The sequence below is a fragment of the Pseudomonas sp. B34(2017) genome, from assembly GCF_002112915.1.
Classification (GTDB): domain Bacteria; phylum Pseudomonadota; class Gammaproteobacteria; order Pseudomonadales; family Pseudomonadaceae; genus Aquipseudomonas; species Aquipseudomonas pharyngis.
This window is the reverse complement of the sequence record NZ_NEJA01000007.1, coordinates 437,897-458,373: the sequence shown is the minus strand read 5'-3', so window position 1 is coordinate 458,373 and position 20,477 is coordinate 437,897. Positions and strand designations below refer to the sequence as shown.

Here is a 20,477-nt window from a genome sequence, read left to right as displayed (position 1 = left end):
GTGAGCACTACCCATAATTTGTTTGATGAAGATGAGCGTGATGAATTTATTGCAGAGCTCAAGGAGTGGCCAAACACTGATTGGGGTACGGACGATGCTCGACACAGCGTCAGCCCTTTCATCAGTTTCTACTTCCCCCCTGCTCCAGACAACCACCAAGAAGCAGCGCTGATGATGGTGGATATCCACGAAGCCTTCGAACAACTCCTTGGCAAACCTTACACCGTTGGCACCCACCCCGTTTCAGAACGTCCACATCCATATGGCTCTACACGATTGCCAGATCTTCGTGAACAGGCCAGGAAAATTTCTAGCGATAAAACTTTTGTCTTTAACTTCACTGATGAAAAAAACCATGCCACGTCACCCACAACGGCAGGTTACTTCTGGCGAACATCATTTTTAGAATACGAAGGTAGTTATAACCCTTATTCCTCAATCACGTTCTATTACCGCTGGCAATGGTGGCTGGACACCCGCGAAGCGTGGCGCCGCTTTGTGCTTAAGACCATTGACCTGCTCAAGGCGCATCAGGTCTACAGCGGCTTCGCCATGGCCAACCCGCTTGAATTTGGTACGCGATCAGCCATCACCACTTGGGAGCGGGCACTCACCCCGAGTTTCTACGGCCTGGATATCGACTACGCCTTCTGTATGAACAGTGAACTGGTCCACGGCATCCGCCCTCCCACCTGGGCCTTCCTGCTCGCAGACCACTGGCGCGAAAAACTTGACCTGACCCGCGAGCAAGTACGTACGACACTCTCTCACCCACGTATCAGCATTACCGAATTACAAAGCGGCCAATGGATCGAACTGGGCGAACAGCCAGAATTGTATCCGGTTGAAAAAGGTGTGCCCGAACTGCCCATGCTCTTGAACAAACTGCTCAAGCCGATCCGCAACGACGACTTGGGATTGCTGGGCTTCGGCCAATGGGACGGCGACCCCAACGAGCGTTTCACTGACGCTGACAGCCGTCGCTGGATATCCCGCTTTGACACCGACAGCGATTGGCCTACGCCAGCAATGCGCTTCATCGCTCCATCGCCCATGCCTTCCGTCCAAATCTCTACGCCAATGCCTCTTCGTATGGTAGCTGGAACAGCTTGTATTCAAGACGGATGGTGGCTGGTTCCAGGACAGGCGGAAACCCGGCGAGCGTTCAAACAGGGCGAAATGATGCCAAACCTCGATGCAGCATCCACAGACGATTTGGTGACATGGCAGCGTGACCTTGATCAAACACCACCAGAGCCTGCCCGCTATGCCAATACCTATGATCCGGCTCCTCGCGAAGGGCGCTGGGAAGTTGAAAGCGACCGTTTCATCGCTCGCGATGTTCAGTTGAACGAACCGTTACCCGCCCACGAGGGTCGGGTCGTGCGCTGGCACTGGACGGTCAGCGGCATGCGTGCGAACAGCGGTCAACCCTGTCCGTATCCGGGCGCCTGGGTGTGTGAGTATAAGCCGGGGAGTAAGCAAGTCATCGAGCATGGCGTTCTGATGCCGACAGTGGATGGTGAGCGAGTAGTCTGGCTCTGGATGGGACTGGAGCCATCGTGATAGCGACGGACAGCAGCCCAATACGACAACTCGGTTCGCGCGCCAGTGGCCGAAAAATACAGGGCAATCTGCGACAGCGTGCTTTTTCGTCCAGGCTTCGGGTTCAGGGCCTTGAAGCAGCGCCACGACGCGACGACAGCCTGAAAGTTTTGGTAGCTGCCGCGTTTACCGCCTCCTGCGCCTGACAACGATGGTTTGATGATGTCCTGGTAAACAGACACCCAATGCAAAAAGGCCCACCGAATCGCTTCAGCGGGCCTTTTTGCATTGGAATTGAAGTCAGCTAACCACAAATCGCATGCATACAAAAACGCCGCTCTATTGAGCGGCGTTTTTGTGAATTTGGAGCGGGAAACGAGACTCGAACTCGCGACCCCGACCTTGGCAAGGTCGTGCTCTACCAACTGAGCTATTCCCGCAATGGCGTCCCCTAGGGGACTCGAACCCCTGTTACCGCCGTGAAAGGGCGGTGTCCTAGGCCACTAGACGAAGGGGACACAGGCTACAACTTTGACTAATAAAAACGCCGCTCTTTGCAAAGCGGCGCTTTTTTGAATTTGGAGCGGGAAACGAGACTCGAACTCGCGACCCCGACCTTGGCAAGGTCGTGCTCTACCAACTGAGCTATTCCCGCAAATGGCGTCCCCTAGGGGACTCGAACCCCTGTTACCGCCGTGAAAGGGCGGTGTCCTAGGCCACTAGACGAAGGGGACACGCTACCCGGAACACATGGTGTGTGTTTCGGTGTCCAGATCCGCCTCCGAAGAGTTGGCTCTGGTTTCACTCAGCACCGCCCTGAAGCGTTGCTGTTTAAAATTGGAGCGGGAAACGAGACTCGAACTCGCGACCCCGACCTTGGCAAGGTCGTGCTCTACCAACTGAGCTATTCCCGCATTGGCGTCCCCTAGGGGACTCGAACCCCTGTTACCGCCGTGAAAGGGCGGTGTCCTAGGCCACTAGACGAAGGGGACACACTACAACATTCACTCCCTGCCGCGTTTCGCTGTGTGCTTTACGCTGCAAGTGGCGCGCATTCTATGGATGGATTGAAAGGTCGTCAACCCCCAGATATAAATTTATTTAAATCAATGACTTCGACCTGCTTTACGCACCGTTTCCGGCTTTTGCGTCGCCCGACGATTGACGCCTATATTCCGACACTCGCCAAGGCGTTATAGTCCACGGCACAGGTGATGGCAATCTGCACCCCAAGGGCCAGCATTTATATAAGCCGGTTCCTGGCCGATACAGATTCAGCTTCGCCGATCCAAACCCGTCGAGCGGCGCTAGGCTCCTGTATGCCAAGCCACTACACTCGCACGCGAACCCTATAAAGAGGTCTTACCGGTGACACCACTCATGATCACCCTGCTAGTCATAGCCGGGATCGCAATCTTGATCGCCATTGGCTACATGAACCATGTGGTGGAAAACACCAAACTGGAGAAGGCCCGCACCAAGGTCGAACTCAACGACCGCCTGCGCCGTTGCGGCGAACTGACCGAAACCTTCCCCGGCCAGTTCATGACCCCGGCCCTCAAACTGCTGCTGACTCGCCTCGAGCTGAACGTCTGCCAGCGCCTGCTGAACCTGGAAAAGACCAGCGCCACCACCAAGGCCCGCATCACCGAACTCAGCGCCCTGGTCGCCCAGGGCGAATCGATCCCGGTCAACAACCCGCCGGCCCCGATCCAGACCGAAGCAAAAGCCAAGGACGTCCGCTTCCTCCTCGAAGCCCTCCACGGCCAGATCACCCGCGCCGCCCAGGACGGCTTCCTGCCACCGAACGAAGCCAAACACTGGATCCGTGAAGTACGCCACATCCTCGTGCTGCTGCACATCGAGTTCTTCAACAACCTCGGCCAGCACGCCCTCCAGCAAAACCAACCCGGCCAGGCCCGCCTCGCCTTCGAACGCGGCGTGCAATACCTGCGCAAACAGCAGGACCCGCAAATCTACGCCGAACAACTCCAATACCTGGAAAAACTTCTGGCCCGCGCCAACGCCCAGGTCATGGACAAAATCGCCCCGGTCGAAGGCGAAGAAAACCAACTGACTGCCGGCCTCAAAGATGTCGAGGCTGATGCGGACTGGAAGAAGAAAGTGATTTACGACTGAGTGCAGTCAAAGAGAGAAGCCACCGGGAGGTGGCTTTTTTATTGCCTGAAAGAAGAAGATCAAAAGCTTTCCCTCACCCTAGCCCTCTCCCGGAGGGAGAGGGGACTGACCGAGTTGTTCGGGAGAAGTACGCCGACGTGAAATACCGAGGTGAACTCAGGTTTTAAAAAGTATGCAACTCACTCTGCTGCACCTTGCACCTTCTGCATCCTCTGCTTCTTCTACTCTTGCTTCTGCTTTGGCTTTGGCTTTGGCTTTGGCTTTGGCTTTGGCTTTGGCTTTGGCTTTGGCTTTGGCTTTGGCTTCCCACCACTCAAAACGATGAGCGTTAGCTCGAGTACCGCTTTTGACGTACCGGCCCCTTCGGAAGGCTGAGTGGAGGGATTTATCCGGGGGTGGGAGCGCAGCGACCGTGCGGCGCAGCCGCATGCATCGAGAGGAGGTGCAGCGAAGCAAACCGTAGGCGATGCCCCCGGATGAATCCCGGAACGAAGGAACGCCGAGCCACAGCGAGGGGCCGAACGCCGGGGCCCAGCCTTTTGGTTCCTTTTTGGCGTTTGAAAAAGGGACTCGCCGTAAGGGCGAAACCGCCAGCGGCAGCACCCGAAGCAACGGATATTCACCCCAAACAACCAACAACCTGGTCGGCCTAAAGGCCGCCAAGTCCAAATCAAAGCCGAAAATGCCCAACCATGCCCCTGAGCTCACTCCCCAACTGCGCCAGCTCAACACTCGAAGCCGCATTCCCGCGCATGGCAATCGAAGACTGATCCGCACTCGCCCGAATACTCGTCACACTGCGATTGATCTCCTCGGCCACCGAACTCTGCTCCTCGGCCGCCGCCGCAATCTGCTGGTTCATCTGCTGAATCAACGAAACCGCCGCCGCAATACTCCCCAACGCACTCTCGGTCTGCAACGCATCGCTCACCGCCAGTTTCACCAGTTCGCCACTGCTCTGAATCTGCTGCACCGACGAATGCGCCGCCGAGCGCAAGGCGCTGACCAGCCGCTCGATTTCCTCGGTCGACTGCTGCGTGCGCCGGGCCAGCGCCCGCACCTCATCGGCGACCACCGCAAAGCCCCTGCCCTGCTCGCCCGCCCGCGCCGCTTCGATCGCCGCGTTGAGCGCCAGCAGATTGGTTTGCTCGGCGACACTCTTGATCACCCCCAGCACCGTGCCGATATTCTGGATTTCCGCACTGAGGCTTTCGATGCTCGAACTGGCCGACGTCGCCGAATCCGCCAGTTGCTCGATCCGCGCCATGCTCTGACGCACCACCTGCTGACCGCTTTCAACCTTGCCATCGGCGGTCTGCGCCGCGAGCGCCGCTTCTTCGGCATTACGCGCCACATCGTGCACGGTGGCGGTCATCTGGTTCATCGCCGTCGCCACCTGTTCGGTTTCCTCTTTCTGGCTGCTGACCTCCAGGTTGGTCTGCTCGGTCACCGCCGACAGCGATTGCGCCGAACTGGCCAACTGTTCGATTCCCGCCTGCAACCCGCTGACAATCGTGCTCAAGCCCGCGCCCATCTGCTGCATGGCCAGCATCAATTGACCGATTTCATCACGGCGGGAGACCTCGATCGTTGCGCTCAAATCACCGGCCGCAATCTGTTGCGCCACGTGAATCACGCTGCGCAACGGTGCAACGATCAACCGGGTAATCACCCACGCCGCAATCAGCCCGACCAGCAATGCCAACGCCGATGAGCCGATGATCAGCACCGAATTCTTTTTCAGTTCGCTCTGCATGGCGCCGTCTTGCGCGACATAGGCCTGTTGGACCCGTGCCACGACTTCGTCGGCCCGTTGGTGCAGCTGTTGATAGACAGTCTTTTCCTGGGCCAGCAACCCGGTGTACTCGGCCAGCTTGTCGCTGAAACCGGCAATGTGCCCCGACACTTCATTGAGCACCGTCAGATAGCCTTCGTCCTTGACCGTGGACTTGAGCTGTTCGGCCTGGGCCTGAGCCTGGGCAGCCTGCTCGATATTGCCCTGACCTGCGCTGTCATCACCCTTGCGGCTTTGATCCAGGCGTACCCGCGCCTCGTTCATCGCCTGCAACATCAAGCGTGAGACCTGACTGACCTGGCCGGCCTGCTCGATGAATTGCGCCCCGTCCTTGCCCTCGCTGTCTTTCAGGGTGTACGCGCCGTCGTCGGCCAGACCGGCCTGCAACACATCGAGATTGTTGGCAACGCTGGACACCGACCAACTGGCCATCTCCAGCGCCAGGTCCTTGGCCTGGGACAACGAGACGAACTCATCGAACGCCTTGCGGTAAGCGCCCAATGACTGTTGGACGTCGTTCATGACCGACTCATTGCCCGGCGACAAAACCTTGAGTTGGTCGGCCATGGCAATCAAGCCGTCGACCCCCTCATGCAAGGCATCGACGGTTTTCGGGTTGCCGTGCAAGGCGTAGTCCTGCTCCAGCAGTCGCACCTTGAGCAGGCCACTGTTGAGCGATGACATCTGCTTGAGGCCGTCGAAGCGCTGACTGATGGTCTGCAGGGACCAGACGCCAATCGCCGCCACCAGTGCAGTCAGCAACAACACCAGCACAAACCCGATACCCAGTTTTTTTGCCATACCGAGGTTGGCAAAACGTCCTTGCACGGCCGAAATCATTGCGCGTAGTCCCCTGCCATAGTCTGTAGCCGAAGATTCGCAACGGCCTTGAACCAGCACAAGTCTCTGGCGTCGGAATAATGGCAAAAAGCTACGCACGCGTCGTTTTCAGAACGTTCGAGGTCGATCCATGGCTGTATCGCGAAAAAACTGCCGTGCCCGCGGATCGCAGGCGTAAGCCACGTTGATCCGCTGCCAGTCGCAGGCTTCGCCACTGGGACTGAACGACGTTGTGCAGGACAACTGCACACCGCATCGCAGAGCATGCCAGCGCAGGCGCGCCTCATCGGCCACTGGTGAACGAGCCCAGATGAACAGGCCGCCCGTGGGCTTGCCGAACACCTCCCAGTCAGCGTCTTCCAGCGTCTGAAGAGCAGCCGCACGATCAGTGGAAAGCCGCTGACGCTGACGCTGTACCAGTTTTCGATAGGCGCCACTGGCCAGCATCCCGGCCAGCACCGCCTCGCAGAACCTCGGGGTCCCCATGCAACTGATCATCTTGACCCGCGCCATCCGCTCGATCAGCTCGCCATCGGCCAGCACGAAACCCACCCGTAGCGAGCTGCTCAGGGTCTTGGAAAAACTGCCGACGTAAATCACCCGCCCCTCGTCATCCAGTGCTGCCAGGCGAGTACCGCTGCCGTTGTGCAGATCGGCGTATACATCGTCTTCGATCAGTCGCAGATCGTAGATCCTGCTCAACTCCAGGATGCGTCGGGCGACCGCCGGCAGCAGGCAACTGCCCGTGGGATTGTGATGGTGACTGTTGACGAACAGCGCGCTGGGCCGAAACTGTTGCAACAACACCTCGAGCGCCTCGACATCCGGCCCGCCCGCCGTACGGCGAACCTCCAGCATGCGCACGCCGTGCAAGCGCAGGAGATCGAACAGCGGCGCATAACCGGGGGTTTCTACCACGACGCAATCACCGGCCTTGAACAAGGTCCGCACGATCAGGTCGAGTGCGTGACTGGCGCCGGCGGTGGTCATCACCTGCTCGTCAGCAGCCTTGATATTCAGCAATCCGAGGCGCCTGACAATCTGTTCGCGCAACGCCGGCAGCCCAAGAGGCGTGCTGTAGTTGAACAGGCTGGCCATGTCGGCGCGTGTCACCTCGCGGATCGCATAGCCGAGATCATCGGGCTCGCGCCAACTCTCTGGCAGGACGCCACTCCCCAGCGTCAAACCGCCGCGCCATCGGAGGGCCGGATCGCCCCCGGTGCGCTCCCCCTCACAGCCCGAGCCATCGATCGCCTTGCAGCAACCAGGCGACGAAGCCGCCACCATGAATCCCGAGCCCTGACGCGAGGCCAGAACCCCTTGCGCCACCAGCCGCTCGCAAGCCTCCATGACGCAGGACTGGCTGAGCAGATTGCACCGTGCGATCTCCCGCACGGAGGGCAGACGCGTCGTCGGCGGCACCTGCCCCTGCATGATCCACTCGGTCAACCCGTCAACAATCTGCTGTACGACCGGCACCATTGCCTGTCGGTCAATTCTCAATTCCATGAGCACGCAAACTCCTGTCCGTTTTTGCTGGCGGCAGTAAATCACAGCCACGCCCTTGAGGCTGTGCGACAAAACCGCCAAAAGGCTCCGTTCTCACCATTTGAAACACATTGTTTAGCGGACTCACGGAACCGCTCCCGAGGCGAAAAAAAACCCGCCAGTGGGCGGGTCATTCTTTGTCTCGGTCGACGCCACTTTAGAAGGCGGTCACGCCGCCATCCACGGCCAGCGAATGGCCGGTGGTAAAAGCCGCACCGTCGCTGCACAGATACAGCACGGCACTGGCAATTTCCTCGACCTTGCCGATGCGGCCGACCGGGTGCATGGCGTTGGCGAATTCGCCTTTCTTCGGGTCGGCCTCATAGGCGCGGCGGAACATGTCAGTGTCGATCACCGCCGGGCATACGGCGTTGACGCGGATTTTCTTTTTGGCGTATTCGATCGCAGCCGATTTGGTCAGACCGATCACCGCATGCTTGGAGGCGGCATAGATGCTCATCTTCGGCGCGGCGCCCAATCCAGCCACCGACGCGGTGTTGACGATCGCCCCGCCGCCCTGCGCCAGCAGCAACGGCAACTGATACTTCATACACAGCCAGACGCCCTTGACGTTGACGCCCATGATCGCGTCGAACTCGTCCATCGAGCCTTCGGCCAGTTTGCCTTTCTCGATTTCGATCCCGGCATTGTTGAAGGCGTAGTCGAGACGGCCATAGGTATTGATCACCTCGTCCATCAGATTTTTCACTTCGCTTTCGACGGTCACGTTGCAGCGCACGAAGGTCGCTTCGCCACCGGCTGTACGAATCAGCGCCACGGTGCCCTCGCCCCCGGCCGCATCCAGATCGGCCACCACCACTTTCAGACCTTCGGCGGCGAACGCCTGGGCCGTCGCGCGGCCAATGCCGTTGGCCGCGCCGGTGACGACGGCGACCTGACCGGAAAACGTCATGCTCATTGTTATGTCCTCGAATGCGGGGGGATTGATGAAGGCAGCATAGCCACAGGGGCCTGAGTGACGTCAGCACTATCAAAAGGCCGGTTAGGCTTGCATGAATCGCAGTGATGAAACCCCGCCGGGGACTATCACCGTACTGGATCAACCTGCATTCGCCCCGTGAGCCAACCTTGCGGCATCGCCCATGAAGGTCTATCAACAAGGCTTCATTCAATTCGAGTGCCTGTCATGACCAACCAGACCAATCGCCAGTTCCTGCTCGCCAAACGCCCGGTGGGCGCCGCCACCCGCGAGACCTTCACCTATCAGGAAGTACCGGTCGGCGAGCCGGCGGCGGGGCAGATTCTGGTCAAGAACGAATACCTGTCCCTCGACCCGGCCATGCGCGGCTGGATGAACGAAGGCAAGTCCTACATCCCGCCGGTGGGTCTGGGCGAAGTCATGCGCGCGTTGGGCGTAGGCAAAGTCGTCGCGTCAAACAATCCGGGGTTTGCCGTCGGCGACTACGTCAACGGTGCCATTGGCGTGCAGGATTATTTCCTCGGTGAGCCAAGAGGTTTCTACAAGGTCGATCCGAAACTGGCACCGCTGCCGGTTTATCTGTCCGCACTGGGCATGACCGGCATGACCGCCTACTTCGCCCTGCTCGATGTCGGCGCACCGAAGGCCGGTGACACCGTGGTGTTGTCCGGTGCAGCGGGCGCGGTCGGCAGCATCGCCGGTCAGATCGCCAAGATCAAAGGCTGCCGGGTGGTCGGCATCGCCGGTGGCGCCGACAAGTGCAAGTTCCTGATCGACGAACTGGGCTTCGACGGCGCCATCGACTACAAGAGCGAAGACGTGCTGGCCGGTCTCAAACGCGAATGCCCGAAAGGCGTGGACGTGTATTTCGACAACGTCGGCGGCGATATACTCGACGCCGTGCTCAGCCGTATCAACCTGAAAGCACGCGTGGTGATCTGCGGCGCGATCAGCCAGTACAACAACAAGGAAGCTGTCAAAGGCCCGGCCAACTACCTGTCGCTGCTGGTCAACCGCGCGCGGATGGAAGGTTTTGTGGTGATGGATTACGCCGCGCGGTACGCCAGCGCCGCCCAGGAAATGGCCGGCTGGATGGCCAAAGGTCAACTCAAGAGCAAGGAAGACATCGTCGAAGGCCTGGAAACCTTTCCGGAAACCTTGGGCAAACTGTTCAGCGGCGAGAACTTCGGCAAGCTGGTGTTGAAGGTCTGAAAACAAAGAAGGGAGCCATCGGGCTCCCTTCTTTGATGCTTCAGCTGTTCGCTCAGGCCAGTTCGGCAACCACCGAGGCCAGCGCCTTGGCCGGATCCGCCGCCTGGCTGATCGGACGGCCGATCACCAGATAGTCGGAACCGGCATCCAGCGCTTGACGCGGGGTCAGGATGCGACGCTGGTCGTCCTGGGCGCTGCCCGCCGGACGAATCCCCGGGGTCACCAGTTGCAGCGATGGATGCGCGGTTTTCAGCGCAGTGGCTTCCAGCGCCGAGCACACCAGACCGTCCATCCCGGCCTTTTCGGCCAGCGCCGCCAGACGCAGCACCTGCTCCTGCGGCTCGATGTCCAGACCGATACCCGCCAGATCCTCGCGCTCCATGCTGGTCAGCACGGTCACGCCGATCAGCAACGGCTGCGGGCCGCTGCGCTTGTCCAGCTCTTCACGGCAGGCCGCCATCATGCGCAGGCCGCCGGAGCAGTGAACGTTGACCATCCACACACCCATCTCGGCAGCGGCCTTGACCGCCATCGCCGTGGTGTTGGGAATGTCGTGGAATTTAAGGTCGAGGAATACTTCAAAACCCTTGTCACGCAGGGTGCCGACGATTTCCGCGGCGCAGCTGGTGAACAGTTCCTTGCCCACTTTGACCCGGCACAGTTTCGGGTCCAACTGGTCGGCCAGCTTCAGTGCGGCGTCACGGGTAGGGAAATCCAGGGCGACGATGATAGGAGTCTGGCAGGCGGACATGGATGGGCTCTCAGGCAAGTCGAAATCGGCGCGCATTGTAGCGGAACCGGCGGCGGCGCGGCACCCGATGATCGGTAAATCGTCGCGCCAACCGTGATCAGCATAGCCTTGCAGGGTATTGTGTCGAACCCGATACACAACCGACACGCCGACAACATGCGCCCGCGCTAGCCTCGCCAGCCGCAACAAGTCCTTACAGCAGCCCTTCCCGCCTCACGGCCGGACGCCTATGCTGAAACCACAACCTCGCAGCCTATCTTTGTGGTTGGCGGCCTACTGGCAGATGAACAGCCTCATGCACAACTCCCAAGCCTCCGTGAACGACGAGCAGAAAGACGACAAGCGCTGGAGCATCCGCGCCCTGATCGTCGACGATGACGTGCCGATCCGTGAACTGATGATCGATTACCTGGCCCGCTTCAACATTCACGCCAGCGGCGTCACCGACGGCGCGGCCATGCGCCAGGCGATGCAGGCCGAGCATTTCGACGTGATAGTGCTCGACCTGATGCTGCCCGGCGAAGACGGTCTGTCGCTGTGCCGCTGGCTGCGCGCTGAATCCGATATCCCGATCCTGATGCTCACCGCCCGCTGCGAGCCCACCGACCGGATCATCGGCCTGGAACTGGGCGCCGATGACTACATGGCCAAACCGTTCGAACCCCGCGAACTGGTGGCACGGATCCAGACAATTCTGCGTCGGGTGCGCGACGACCGCAGCGAACAGCGTGCGAACATTCGCTTCGACAACTGGCGCCTGAACAGCGTCCTGCGCCAGCTCATCGCCGACGATGGCCTGGTGGTGCCGCTGTCCAACGCCGAATTCCGCCTGCTCTGGGTATTCATCGAACGTCCGCGCCGGGTGCTCAGCCGCGAACAGTTGCTGGACGCCGCCCGTGGCCGCTCGATCGAAGCCTTCGACCGCAGCATCGACCTGTTGGTCTCGCGTCTGCGGCAAAAACTCGGCGACGACCCGAAAGCCCCGCAACTGATCAAGACCGTACGGGGTGAAGGCTACCTGTTCGACGCGCGAGACATCGGCTGATGCGGGCGCGCTTCGACACGCTGTTCGGCCGCCTGTTTGGCATGCTGTTGGTGGCGATCGTCCTGGCGCACCTGCTGGCCTTCGCCTGGTTCCGCCTCTACGGCCCACCGCCCCCGCCACCGCCGCCGGAGTTCTCGCAAAACCTCGACGGTCAACAGCCGGCTCAGGATCCACGCTACCCGCCCCGTCCGCCGCGACCCTGGTTCGGCGGGCCGGTCGTGCCGCTGACCTTCCAGTTCATCTCGCTGATCATCGCCGCCTGGTACGGCGCCAAGCTGCTGACCCGGCCGATCCAGCGTCTGAGCGATGCGGCCGAGCGCCTGAGCGAAGACCTCGACAGCCCGCCACTGGACGAAACCGGCCCGCGGGAAGCACGGCAGGCTGCGTACACCTTCAACCTGATGCAGCAGCGCATCCGCGAACAGGTGCAGCAACGGGCGCGGATGCTCGGCGCCGTCTCCCACGACCTGCGCACCCCGCTGTCGCGACTGAAACTGCGTCTGGAAAATATCAGCGACGACAAACTGCAGGGCCAGATGCGCCAGGATCTGGACGACATGATCGGCATGCTCGACGCCACCCTCACCTACCTGCACGAACAGCGCACCAGCGAAGCCTTGCAGTTGATGGACGTGCAGGCGCTGGTCGAATCACTGTGCGAAAACGCCCAGGACCAAGGCGCCGACGTACAGGTCAGCGGCCACTGCGCCCCCTTGCAGGTACAACCGATGGCCCTGCGCTCGTGCATCAACAACCTGATGGACAACGCCCTGCGCTACGCCGGCCAAGCGCACATCGAACTGCAAGACCAGCGCGAACAACTGCTGATCCGCGTCATCGACCACGGCCCGGGCATCGCGGCGGACAAGCGTGAAGCGGTATTCGAGCCGTTCTTCCGCCTCGAGGGCTCACGCAACCGCAACTCCGGCGGCGTCGGCCTGGGCATGACCATCGCCCGGGAAGCGGCGCAGCGCCAGGGCGGACAACTGACCCTGGAAGAAACGCCCGGCGGCGGCCTGACCGCCGTGATCCAGCTGCCTCGCCACTGAGTTTGACTGTGTGCCGGCCGGTACAAACCTCACATACCCACGACACCTTGCACCTTGAGGCTGCATAAGCCGGTACACCCACCGGTTTTCCAGTCCAAGGAGTGAGCCCGATGATCGGTAGCGTCAGCAACTACACGAGCTATACCAGCACCAGCAGCACCTCCACCCAAAACGCCCGCAGCCAGCAGCTGCAAAAAGAACTGTTCGCCAAACTCGACAGCAACGGCGACGGCGCGGTGGATCAGGACGAACTCGGCAGCGCCCTGTCGCAGAAGTCCAACGACGGCCTGCTGGTCAGCCTGAACAAACAGTTCGGCGATCTGGACAGCGATGCCAGCGGCAGCCTCAGCGCCGAAGAAATGACCGCCATGGCCCCGCCCCCACCGCCTCCTGGCGACCAGGCCCCCAACACTGAACTGGCCGACGCCCTGATCAGCGCCCTGGACGCCGACGGCGACGGCGCCATCAGCAGCGACGAACTGAGCAACGGCCTGACCAGCGCCGGCAGCAGTGCCGACAGCAGCAAAATCTTCTCGGCCCTGGACAAGAACGAAGACGGCGTCGTCAGCCAGGACGAACTCGCCGCCAGCCTCACCCCACCGCCACCCCCGCCGCCTCAAGCCTCCAGCGACGAACTCTTCAGCCAACTCGATGCCGACGGCGACGGCACGGTTACCGCCACCGAACTGAACAGCGCGCTGCAAGTCAGCGACAGCACCTCCTCGAACAACACCGACACCGCCGCCGCCCTGCTCAAGATGCTGGACAGCGACAGCAGCGGAGACGTCAGCAGCGACGAACTGAAAGCTGCACTGCATGCAGGTCGCGAACGCCCGGACGACGAACAGACCGCCAGCAATACTCAAACCACCACCGAAGCGCTGAACCGCATGATTGCCAATCTGAGCAAGCAGTACTCGCTCGAAAGCACTGCGTCGGTGGGCAAGTATTTGAATGTGGCGACTTGAGATTGGGTGAGGATTTAAGGGACGACTGAGGTTGGCTGGGTGAGTGGTTTGCTTTGGCTTTGCGGTGTGTCATCAAAGCTGCCCTCACCCTAGCCCTCTCCCAGAGGGAGAGGGGACCGACCGAGGTGTTTAAGCGAACTACACCGACGTGAAATACCGAGGTGAACTCGGGTTTTGAAACACATAAGTTCACTACTGCGCCAGCACCTGCTCCTGCATCGACATTGGCACCAGCACCAGCACCAGCACCAGAATCTGCTTTCGCTTTCGCTTTCGCTTTCGCTTTGGCTTTGGCTTTTGCTTTTGTTCCAACCACTCAACACAATGAGCGTTAGCTCGAGTACCGCTTTTGACGTACCGGCCCCATCGGCAGGCTGAGTGGAGGGATTTATCCGGGGGTGGGAGCGCAGCGACCGTGCGGCGCAGCCGCATGCATCGAGAGGAGGTGCAGCGAAGCAAACCGTAGGCGATGCCCCCGGATCAATCCCGGAGCGAAGGAACGCCGAGCCACAGCGAGGCGCCGGACGTTGGGGCAAGCCCTTTTGGTTCCTTTTGGGGCGTTTGCCAAAAGGGACTCGCCGTAAGGGCGAAACCGTCACCCGCAGCACCCGAAGAAACGGATATGTACACAGTCAACCCAAAACCTGGTCGGCCCAAAGGCCGCCAAGTCCAAAGCCTCAAACCCGAGCCTGACTCTTACTCCAATCCGTCAACAAACTATAAGCAACAGCCAAAAGCGTAGGCCCGATAAACAACCCGATAAACCCAAACGCAATCAACCCGCCAAACACCCCAAGCAACACAATCACCAACGGCAGATTCCCGCCCCGGCTGATCAGATACGGCTTGAGCACGTTATCCACGCCACTGATGATGAACGTCCCCCAGATCCCGAGAAACACCGCCATCCCGTACTCGCCCTTCCAGGCCAGCCATGCCGTGGCCGGAATCCACACCAGCGGCGGCCCCATCGGAATCAGACTGAGCAGAAACGTCACGATCCCCAGCACCAGCGCCCCCGGCACGCCGGCAATCAGGAACCCGATCAGCGCCAGCACCGCTTGCGCTGCCGCTGTACCAATCACCCCGTTGACCACCCGTTGCACGGTACCGGCCACCAGATCGATGTAGTATCCGGCCCGATCACCGATCAAGCGCTCCAGCAGACTGTGCACGAATGCCGCCAGCCGCGGCCCGTCGCGGTAGAAAAAGAACACGAAGACAATGCTCAGGGTCAGCTCGAGAATCCCGCTGCCGATCTGCGCACTGCGCGCCAGCAGCCAGTTGCCGACCTGCCCCAGATAGGGTTTGACCGTCACCATCAGCGCCGCGCCCTGCTGATCGATGCTGTTCCAGATCCCCACCAGCCGTTCGCCCACCAAAGGCACGCCACCCAGCCAGCTCGGCGCCTCGGGCAGCCCGTCGACCTGCACATCCTTGATGAACGCCGTAGCGTCACGTACGTGATCGGCCAGGTTAAAGCCGAGCCACACCAGCGGCCCCGCTACCAGCAACATCCAGCCCATGGTCAGAACCAGGGCCGCCAGGGATTCCCGGCCATTGAGCCAGCGGGTCAGCAAGCGCATCAGCGGCCAACTGGCAAACGCCAGCACCGCGCCCCAGAACAGCGCCGACCAGAACGGCGCCATCACCCAGAAACTGGCACCAAACAGCACCAGCAACAGGATCTGCACCAACAGACGATCATTATTGGGCATGTGAAATCTCGAAAAAAATCAGTCAGGCAAAGAGTAGGCGAACACGTCGAGCGTGTCCGCCAAAGACACCTTATCGCAACAGATCGATGCGCAGACCTTCGCCGTCGACACTGCCGGTTTCCATTCGCGCGGCGCGCACGCCCTGCCCGATCAGCGCCTGCCGCCAGGCCTCGGCCTTGGGCCCGGACACCGTCACCCGCAAGGTGGTGTCGAGGTTCAAACCACGGGACAGCAAGCGCAGCCAGGTGTCATCCGGATCGCCGGCGAGCTTGGGAAAGTCCAGTTCGCCGGTGCTTTTCAGTTCCCGCAGCAGCGTGGCCGAAGTCGGCAGCAGGTCACCCAGCGGGGCCAGCGCCTCGAACTGTTCAACGTGCAGATAGGCTTTGCGATTGCCGCGGGTGATGCTGTACAGCGCCACCAGCGTGTTGTCGCGCGGGGCCGCGAGCCTCAGCAGCAGATAGGCCTGCTGCTCGTCGGCACCGTACAGCTTGGCGTTGCCGAACACTTCGTTGGCCCACAGGCTGCTCTCGCCGCAATCCCGGGCCTGACACCAGAACAACAGCTGGGCATCCTGCTTTTGCAGGGCTTCGCGGGCAAGGGTAAAGGCTTCGGTGGCGGAATGTTCCGGCGGTAATTCATAGGTCACCGAGGTGGTTTGCCCCCGGGCGCTGACCTGGCCGTCGAAACGCAACTGGCCGCTGATCTTGCGGATCGAGCCGAGCGGGTAGATCCGCTCCAGCTCCACGGCGGGGCGATAGTCGACGATCTGCGCATCGGCCACACGCGGCACGATCGGCAGATCCTGACTGCCCGGCAGGTCGGCAGCGAATAGAAAGGGACTGAAACAGCACAGCGCCAGCAGACTGATAGATCGCATGGACAGGCTCATCGCAGGGGCATGGCCTGGGTGCCTTGAGGGCAGTTCGAAGTCGCAGCGGTGTAGAAATCCATCTTGGTTGTCTCCCATTTCAACCCGCCCAGCCTCGACAGTTGCCGGGAGCAAGTCAAGGAATGGCGAAGAACCGATTGAAACAGTCTGCGACAAGCTCGGCCCCGGCCTCATCGTTCAGGTGCAGATGGTGCCCGCCCGGCAGCTGTTCCCGGGCAAAGGGTAGACGTTCCAGCAGCTCGGGATGTTTGGCCAGCATGCCGTCGGCGGCGACCACCAACTGCGCGGGGCAGGCAATGCGCTGGACGAACGCCATCGCCTGTTCCTGGGTCAGACGCAGCGGCGACGGCAACGTCAGACGATTGTCAGTGCGCCAGGTGTAACCGCCGGGCACCGGCATCAGACCGCGTTGCGCCAGCAGTTCGGCGGCTTCGCGACTGACCGCCACCAGCCCTTTCATCCGCGCTTCGATCGCCCGGTCGAGGGTGTTGTAGACCGGTTTGCGCTTTTCCCGAAGATCGAGCTGCGCCTGTAAGGCCATGCCCATGCGCTCGGCGGCATTTTCGCCTTTGTCGGTAGGAGGAATCACCCCGTCGATCAACGCCAGATGGGTGATGCGTTCGGGCAACGACCCGGCCAGCACCAGCGACACGATCGCACCCATGGAATGCCCGAGCAGGCCGAAACGTTTCCAGCCCAGTTGCTCGGCGACCTGCAGCACGTCGTGGGCGTAATCCCACAGCGCGTAACCGGCGCCGTTCGGACGATGCCCGGAATGCCCGTGACCAGCCATGTCCAGCGCCACGATGCGCAAGCCTTTGAGCTTCGGCGCCAGGCGCGCGAAGCTGTTGGCGTTATCCAGCCAGCCGTGCAGGGCGATCACCGGCAACCCGTCTTCCGGGCCGAACAGGTGTGCCGCCAGTTCGATATGCGGCAGGCTCAGGCGCACTTCTTCAACGGCGGGGTTCATGCGCAATCCTTGTCTTGCCGGCGCTCCCAGCGATTGAACAGGTTTTTCAGTAATTGTGCGGTGTCCTGCGGACGCTCAAGCGGAAACATGTGCCCGCCGGGTACGGTCAGCGACTCGCCCTGAGGCAGGCGTCCGACAAATCGGGTGTGATGGTTCATCACCACGCGGCTCTTGTGTCCACGCACCACCGCCAGCGGCACTTTCAATTGCCGGGTATGCGCAGGACTGGTGTGCGGCACGCCGCGATAGATGCTGATCTCGGTCGCGGGATCGAAGCGCAGACGCAGCTTGTCACCGACCTTGTGCAGACCGTGTTGCAGATAGGCATCGAAACATTCCGGATCAAAGCTGCGGAACAACGTCTTGCCAGCGAAATAACCGCGGGCACTGTCCAGATCGGCAAACTCTTCGCGGCGCCCCAGCGTGCGGCCGGCCGGGGTCAGTTTGTCGATGAAACCAAAGCGCTTGGCGGCGCGGATCACCCATTGATCGGTGCGGGTCAGCACCGGTGAATCGAGCATCACCACGCCCCGATACAGTTCTGGGCAACGCAGTGCGGCGTGCAAATGCAGCATGCCGCCGAAGGAATGGCCAACGCCCCACACCGGCTCGTCTTGCTGTTGAAGATGATGGATGAGTTCATCGACCAGGTGATACCAGTTGTCACCCGCCGGAAAACGCGGGTCATGGGCATGTTGTTCCAGATGCGCGACCCGGTACTCGGGCGCCAGCGCCGCGAACAGTTTGCCGTAGGTGCCCGAAGGGAAACCGTTGGCGTGGGCGAAGAAGATCGGTTGCGACATACCGGCAAATCCATGAGCGGAAAACAGGCGTTGATTGTCCGTAAGACCGCGTCCCACAGCAATGACCGTAACTGCCAGGAATGATGACAGTCCGGTCAGGGCTATGACGCTGCGGCCATTAACGCGCCGGCGGTTGTTCTCCCAGCGGCACCACTGCCATGGTCAAGCGCGACACACAACTGGCCTTGCCTTCATCGCTGGTCAGGCGGATGTCCCAGACGTGGGTGGTGCGGCCGATGTGAATCGGTTTGGCCACCGCCGTCACTCGTCCGCTGCGCAAGCCGCGCAAGTGGTTGGCGTTGATTTCCAGACCCACGCAATAGAACTTGCTGGCGTCGATGCACAGGTAACTGGCCATCGACCCGACCGTTTCCGCCAGCACCACCGAGGCGCCGCCGTGCAACAGGCCGTAAGGCTGATGGGTGCGATGGTCGATGACCATGCTGGCCGTCAGCGATTCTTCGTCGAAGGACTCGAAGCGAATGTCCAGCACTTCGCCGATGGTGTTATTCTGGATTGCGTTCAACTGCTCGATGTTCGGAGTGGTGCGCCACAAGGTCATCGCAGGCTTCCTTTGTTGTTTTGATCGACGCTCAATCCTGCCACAGCACCGCCTCGCTGCGCTCGCTCCATTCTTCGAAACGTGCCCCGTAGGTGTCTTCGATGATGTTGCGTTTGATCTTCAAGGTCGGGGTGAGGAAGCCGTTCTCCACTGCCCAACTGTCCTTGACCACCACCAGCCGACGCAGGCGCTCGTGCTTGTCGAGCACGGCGTTGACCTCCTCCAGCAATTTTTCCAGGCTCGAATGCAGCGGCGCGCGGGGCTCTTCCCGGCCCACCGCCGAGAGCACGCACAACCCCAGCGGCGCACTCAGGCCATCGCCGACCACGCAGACCTGCTCGATCCGCGAATGCACCGCCAGACGGTTTTCGATCGGCGCCGGGGCGACGTATTTGCCCTTGCTGGTCTTGAAGATTTCCTTGAGCCGCCCGGTCAGGCGCAAACGCCCTTCCGCATCCTGCTCACCCTTGTCGCCAGTGCGCAGGAAGCCGTCTTCGGTGAGGGTCTCGGCGGTTTTCTGCGGTTCCTTGAAATAGCCGAGCATGTTCGCCTGGCTGCGCACCTGCACTTCGCCCGACTCGTCGATCCGCACTTCAACTTCGGGGCACGGCCGGCCGATCCAGCCTTCCTTGTATTGCCCCGGCAGGCAGATGTGCGAATAACCGCAGCTTTCGGTCATGCCGTAGACCTCCAGCACGTCGAGCCCGAGTTTCTGATACCAGCGCAACAGGGTCAGCGGCACCGGCGCCGCACCGGACAGCGCCACGCGCAACGCATCCAGCCCCAACCCCGCCAATACCTTGTGGCCGATCCGTTTGCCGATAAAGGGCAGACCGAGCAGGAAATCCAGACGTTTTGCCGGGATCTTGCTGTAGACGCCCATCTGGAACTTGGTCCAGATCCGCGGCACCCCGAACATCGCCGTCGGCCGCGCCCGCTTGAGATCGGCAAGAAAGGTGTCGAGGCTTTCGGCGAAAAAAACTGTCTGCCCGGTATAGATCGACGCCAGTTCAACGAACATCCGTTCGGCCACATGACACAGCGGCAGATACGACAGCAGCCGGTCGTTCTCATTGAGGCCGAACAGCTGCGTGCCGCGCGTCGTCGCAAACCCGAGATTGGCGAAGCTGTGCATCACGCCCTTGGGCAGGCCGGTGGTGCCGGAGGTGTAAATGATGGTCGCCAGTTGCTCGGCGGCGGGACGCGGATCGTCCTGGATCGGCGAGCTGCGTTGCAGGTCATCCCAGTTGAAATCGAATGTGCCCGGTGGATGCAGCGGCAGGCTGACGGTGGTCAGGCCGGCCGGTATGCCCGCTGACATGCTCGGCCAGTCATCGAGCTTGCCGATGAACGCCAGCACGCTTTCCGAGTGGGTCAGCACCTGATTCACCGACTCGGCGGTGAGGTTCGGATAGAGCGGCACCGAGACATGCCCGGCCATCCAGATCGCCAGATCGGCGATGATCCAGTGCGCGCAGTTTTTCGAGATCAGGGCGATGTGGCTGCCTTGCGGCAATTCCCGGGAGCGCAGCCAGTGCGCCGCGCAGCGGGCCTGATGGCCGACGTCGGCCCAGGTCAGTGTCTCGACCTGCCCGCCGCCGATCGGCTGCACCAGAAAACGCTGACGCGGGTGCCGGGCCTCGCGTTCGTAAAACACGTCCAGCGGCAAACGGAAGGCGGAAGACATTCGACTCGCTCCTGTT

17 protein-coding genes, 6 tRNA genes and 1 pseudogene are annotated in these 20,477 nt (G+C 61.0%); 7 read left to right on the top strand and 17 right to left on the bottom strand.

Features of this window, described 5'->3' with window-relative positions; translation table 11 throughout:
- Complete coding sequence (locus CAF80_RS23740) at nucleotides 1-1,566, top strand: type VI immunity family protein (protein WP_085668012.1); 1,566 nt, start codon at nucleotides 1-3, stop codon at nucleotides 1,564-1,566.
- A gap of 343 nt (nucleotides 1,567-1,909) precedes the next feature.
- Here CAF80_RS23740 and CAF80_RS23735 read toward each other — a convergent pair.
- The 6 genes from CAF80_RS23735 to CAF80_RS23710 form a co-directional block, all read right to left on the bottom strand.
- Nucleotides 1,910-1,985 (bottom strand) — tRNA-Gly (locus CAF80_RS23735).
- 2 nt (nucleotides 1,986-1,987) lie between these two features.
- Nucleotides 1,988-2,063, bottom strand: a tRNA-Glu gene (locus tag CAF80_RS23730).
- 61 nt (nucleotides 2,064-2,124) lie between these two features.
- Nucleotides 2,125-2,200 (bottom strand) — tRNA-Gly (locus CAF80_RS23725).
- A gap of 3 nt (nucleotides 2,201-2,203) precedes the next feature.
- Nucleotides 2,204-2,279: transfer RNA gene (locus tag CAF80_RS23720), tRNA-Glu, on the bottom strand.
- A 104-nt stretch (nucleotides 2,280-2,383) separates the two neighbouring features.
- Nucleotides 2,384-2,459 (bottom strand) — tRNA-Gly (locus CAF80_RS23715).
- Between the two features lie 2 nt (nucleotides 2,460-2,461).
- Nucleotides 2,462-2,537 (bottom strand) — tRNA-Glu (locus tag CAF80_RS23710).
- A gap of 388 nt (nucleotides 2,538-2,925) precedes the next feature.
- On the opposite strand from CAF80_RS23710, the gene CAF80_RS23705 reads away from it, so the two are divergent.
- Both CAF80_RS23705 and CAF80_RS28750 read left to right on the top strand, forming a co-directional pair.
- Entirely contained in the window at nucleotides 2,926-3,684 is a 759-nt protein-coding gene (locus CAF80_RS23705) for a hypothetical protein (RefSeq protein WP_011335462.1), read from the top strand.
- Nucleotides 3,685-3,856: 172 nt separating this feature from the next.
- Nucleotides 3,857-4,009, top strand: coding sequence for a hypothetical protein (locus tag CAF80_RS28750; RefSeq protein ID WP_170928292.1), 153 nt, complete (start codon nucleotides 3,857-3,859; stop codon nucleotides 4,007-4,009).
- Nucleotides 4,010-4,354: 345 nt separating this feature from the next.
- Here CAF80_RS28750 and CAF80_RS29330 read toward each other — a convergent pair whose 3' ends face one another.
- From CAF80_RS29330 to CAF80_RS23685, 4 genes and pseudogenes are all read right to left on the bottom strand, one after another.
- Complete coding sequence (locus CAF80_RS29330) at nucleotides 4,355-5,218, bottom strand: methyl-accepting chemotaxis protein (protein WP_371916413.1); 864 nt, start codon at nucleotides 5,216-5,218, stop codon at nucleotides 4,355-4,357.
- Nucleotides 5,216-5,440 (bottom strand): annotated as a pseudogene (locus CAF80_RS29325) (HAMP domain-containing protein); the annotation flags it as partial. The gene CAF80_RS29330 and the pseudogene CAF80_RS29325, both read right to left, overlap by 3 nt.
- A 987-nt stretch (nucleotides 5,441-6,427) precedes the next feature.
- Nucleotides 6,428-7,828 carry a PLP-dependent aminotransferase family protein gene (locus CAF80_RS23690; protein WP_085668009.1) on the bottom strand — a complete coding sequence of 467 codons (1,401 nt, stop codon included), beginning with the start codon at nucleotides 7,826-7,828 and terminating at the stop codon, nucleotides 6,428-6,430.
- 196 nt (nucleotides 7,829-8,024) lie between these two features.
- Nucleotides 8,025-8,786 (bottom strand): SDR family oxidoreductase, encoded by a 762-nt coding sequence (locus tag CAF80_RS23685; RefSeq protein WP_007917441.1) that lies wholly within the window; start codon nucleotides 8,784-8,786, stop codon nucleotides 8,025-8,027.
- Nucleotides 8,787-9,014: 228 nt separating this feature from the next.
- Between CAF80_RS23685 and CAF80_RS23680 the strand changes: the two genes are divergently transcribed.
- On the top strand, nucleotides 9,015-10,019 hold the full coding sequence (locus tag CAF80_RS23680) for an NADP-dependent oxidoreductase (protein WP_039772847.1): 1,005 nt from the start codon (nucleotides 9,015-9,017) through the stop codon (nucleotides 10,017-10,019).
- A gap of 52 nt (nucleotides 10,020-10,071) precedes the next feature.
- On the opposite strand, the gene pyrF is transcribed toward CAF80_RS23680, so the two are convergent.
- Nucleotides 10,072-10,770 (bottom strand): orotidine-5'-phosphate decarboxylase, encoded by a 699-nt coding sequence (gene pyrF / locus CAF80_RS23675; RefSeq protein ID WP_007960372.1) that lies wholly within the window; start codon nucleotides 10,768-10,770, stop codon nucleotides 10,072-10,074.
- A 295-nt stretch (nucleotides 10,771-11,065) separates the two neighbouring features.
- Between pyrF and CAF80_RS23670 the strand changes: the two genes are divergently transcribed.
- From CAF80_RS23670 to xopAW, 3 genes are all read left to right on the top strand, one after another.
- Nucleotides 11,066-11,815, top strand: a complete 750-nt coding sequence (locus CAF80_RS23670; RefSeq protein ID WP_085668032.1) for a response regulator — start codon at nucleotides 11,066-11,068, stop codon at nucleotides 11,813-11,815.
- Nucleotides 11,815-12,864: a cell wall metabolism sensor histidine kinase WalK gene (locus CAF80_RS23665; RefSeq protein WP_074688145.1), complete on the top strand. Its 1,050-nt coding sequence runs from the start codon at nucleotides 11,815-11,817 to the stop codon at nucleotides 12,862-12,864. Before CAF80_RS23670 ends, CAF80_RS23665 begins: the two co-directional genes overlap by 1 nt.
- Nucleotides 12,865-12,974: 110 nt before the next feature.
- Nucleotides 12,975-13,832, top strand: coding sequence for a XopAW family type III secretion system calcium-binding effector (xopAW, locus tag CAF80_RS23660; RefSeq protein WP_074688147.1), 858 nt, complete (start codon nucleotides 12,975-12,977; stop codon nucleotides 13,830-13,832).
- A gap of 677 nt (nucleotides 13,833-14,509) precedes the next feature.
- Here xopAW and CAF80_RS23650 read toward each other — a convergent pair.
- From CAF80_RS23650 to CAF80_RS23625, 6 genes are all read right to left on the bottom strand, one after another.
- On the bottom strand, nucleotides 14,510-15,550 hold the full coding sequence (locus CAF80_RS23650) for an AI-2E family transporter (protein WP_039772850.1): 1,041 nt from the start codon (nucleotides 15,548-15,550) through the stop codon (nucleotides 14,510-14,512).
- A 70-nt stretch (nucleotides 15,551-15,620) separates the two neighbouring features.
- Nucleotides 15,621-16,427 (bottom strand): DUF4892 domain-containing protein, encoded by an 807-nt coding sequence (locus CAF80_RS23645; protein ID WP_007957816.1) that lies wholly within the window; start codon nucleotides 16,425-16,427, stop codon nucleotides 15,621-15,623.
- Nucleotides 16,428-16,554: 127 nt separating this feature from the next.
- Complete coding sequence (locus CAF80_RS23640) at nucleotides 16,555-17,409, bottom strand: alpha/beta hydrolase (protein WP_074688149.1); 855 nt, start codon at nucleotides 17,407-17,409, stop codon at nucleotides 16,555-16,557.
- Nucleotides 17,406-18,212, bottom strand: a complete 807-nt coding sequence (locus CAF80_RS23635; protein ID WP_039772855.1) for an alpha/beta fold hydrolase — start codon at nucleotides 18,210-18,212, stop codon at nucleotides 17,406-17,408. Before CAF80_RS23635 ends, CAF80_RS23640 begins: the two co-directional genes overlap by 4 nt.
- Nucleotides 18,213-18,330: 118 nt before the next feature.
- Nucleotides 18,331-18,774, bottom strand: a complete 444-nt coding sequence (locus tag CAF80_RS23630) for a hotdog fold thioesterase (RefSeq protein ID WP_074688151.1) — start codon at nucleotides 18,772-18,774, stop codon at nucleotides 18,331-18,333.
- Nucleotides 18,775-18,805: 31 nt separating this feature from the next.
- Complete coding sequence (locus tag CAF80_RS23625; RefSeq protein WP_074688153.1) at nucleotides 18,806-20,461, bottom strand: AMP-binding protein; 1,656 nt, start codon at nucleotides 20,459-20,461, stop codon at nucleotides 18,806-18,808.
- Nucleotides 20,462-20,477: the final 16 nt, after the last annotated feature.